Source organism: Micromonospora sp. NPDC007220 (genome assembly GCF_040634035.1).
GTDB lineage: Bacteria > Actinomycetota > Actinomycetes > Mycobacteriales > Micromonosporaceae > Micromonospora > Micromonospora reichwaldensis.
This window is the reverse complement of record NZ_JBEYEU010000065.1, coordinates 1-2,107: the sequence shown is the minus strand read 5'-3', so window position 1 is coordinate 2,107 and position 2,107 is coordinate 1. Positions and strand designations below refer to the sequence as shown.

2 protein-coding genes and 1 pseudogene are annotated in these 2,107 nt (G+C 68.9%); all 3 read left to right on the top strand.

Translation table 11 applies throughout. From position 1 onward, the window contains the following. A partial coding sequence (locus ABZ573_RS32460) for an acetaldehyde dehydrogenase (acetylating) (protein WP_358122921.1) occupies window positions 1-798 on the top strand: 798 nt, incomplete at its 5' end. Next, the gene (gene dmpG, locus ABZ573_RS32455; RefSeq protein ID WP_358122919.1) at window positions 795-1,850 is read left to right on the top strand and encodes a 4-hydroxy-2-oxovalerate aldolase; all 1,056 of its coding nucleotides are present in this window, start codon (window positions 795-797) and stop codon (window positions 1,848-1,850) included. The genes ABZ573_RS32460 and dmpG, both read left to right, overlap by 4 nt. Beyond that, window positions 1,847-2,107 (top strand): annotated as a pseudogene (locus tag ABZ573_RS32450) (4-oxalocrotonate decarboxylase); the annotation flags it as partial. The gene dmpG and the pseudogene ABZ573_RS32450, both read left to right, overlap by 4 nt.

Below are 2,107 nucleotides of genomic sequence, written 5' to 3'. Positions count from 1 at the left end.
TTGGGTGTGGCGACCACCGCCGAGGGTGTGGATGGCCTGGTGGCGATGCCGGAGTTCGCGGATGTGGAGTTGGTGTTCGATGCCACGTCGGCGGGTGCGCACCGGCGTAACGACGCGGTGCTGGCCGCGCACGGTCGCCTCGTAGTGGACCTGACGCCGGCGGCGATCGGTCCGTACGTGGTGCCGCCGGTGAATCTGGACGAGCACCTGGGCGAGCGCAACGTGAACATGGTGACGTGTGGTGGGCAGGCGACGGTGCCGATTGTCGCGGCGGTGGGTCGGGTGACGCCGGTGGTGTACGGGGAGATCGTGGCGTCGATCGCGTCGAGGTCGGCGGGGCCGGGGACGCGGGCGAACATCGACGAGTTCACGGAGACGACGGCGCGGGCGATCGAGGTGGTCGGCGGTGCGCAGCGGGGTAAGGCGATCATCGTGTTGAATCCGGCTGATCCGCCGCTGTTGATGCGTGACACGGTGTACTGCCTGTGCGAGGACGCCGACGCCGACCGTGCGGCGATCGCCGGGTCGGTGGCGGAGATGGTGGCGGCGGTGCAGGAGTACGTGCCGGGGTATCGCCTGAAGCAGGACGTCCAGTTCGACCGGGTCGATGCGTACGTGCCGTCGTTGGGTCGGCATCTGCGCGGGTTGCAGGTGTCGGTGTTCCTGGAGGTCTCCGGCGCGGGACATTATCTGCCGGCGTACGCGGGGAATCTGGACATCATGACGTCGGCGGCGCTGCGTACGGCGGAGCGGCTGGTGGCGGTGCGTTCCGAGGCCGCTTCGGGGGTGCTGTCATGACTGATCTGTACATCCAGGACGTGACGTTGCGCGACGGCATGCACGCCGTCGCCCACCGCTACACGGTCGAGCAGGTCCGCACCATCGCCGCCGCGCTCGACGCCGCCGGGGTGGCCGCGATCGAGGTCGCTCACGGTGACGGGCTGGCCGGGTCGAGTGTGAACTACGGGCATGGTGCGGCCAGTGACGCCGACTGGATTTCGGCGGCGGCGGAGGTGATGACGAACGCGAAGCTGACCACTTTGCTGCTGCCGGGGATCGGCACCATCGCCGACTTGAAGGCGGCGAAGGCGCTCGGGGTGACCAGTGTCCGCATCGCCACGCACTGCACGGAGGCCGACATTTCGGCGCAGCACATTGCGTGGGCGCGGGAGAACGGCATGGACGTGTCCGGGTTCCTGATGATGTCGCACATGAACGACCCGGCCGGTCTGGCCGGGCAGGCGAAGTTGATGGAGTCGTACGGGGCGCACTGCGTCTACGTCACCGACTCCGGCGGCCGACTCCTCATGTCCGACGTCGCCGAGCGGGTGGACGCGTATCGGCAGGTGTTGGCACCGGATACGCAGATCGGTATCCACGCCCACCACAACCTGTCCCTCGGCGTCGCCAACAGTGTGGTTGCCGTGGAACACGGCCGCATCCTCGGTGACGGGCCGCTCGGTTCGCCGTCGGGTCGCACGGTGCGGGTCGACGCGTCCCTGGCCGGGCAGGGCGCGGGGGCGGGTAACGCGCCGTTGGAGGTGTTCGTGGCCGTCGCCGAGTTGCACGGGTGGGAGCACGGCTGTGACGTGTTCGCGCTGATGGATGCCGCCGACGACATCGTGCGGCCGTTGCAGGACCGGCCCGTGCAGGTCGACCGCGAAACCCTCTCCCTCGGCTACGCCGGGGTGTATTCGAGTTTTCTGCGGCATGCGGAGCGGGCGTCGGACAAGTACGGGGTGGACGTGCGCTCGATCCTGGTCGAGTTGGGCCGCCGCCGCATGGTCGGCGGGCAGGAAGACATGATCGTGGACGTGGCACTGGACCTCGCCGGCAAGGAGACATCATGATCGGGCCGGACACCGCGGGTATCGCCGAGCGCCTCGGCGAGGCGGCCGACACCGCCACCGCGATTCCCCAGTTGGCCGCCGAGACCGGTCTGGACGTGGACGCCGCGTACGGGGTGCAGACGGCGTTGATCCAGCGTCGCCTCGACCGGGGTGAGCGTCTGATCGGGTTGAAGATGGGCCTGACCAGCAAGGCGAAGATGGCGCAGGTCGGCGTGGACGAGGTCATCTGGGGCCGCCTCACCGACACCATGCGCATC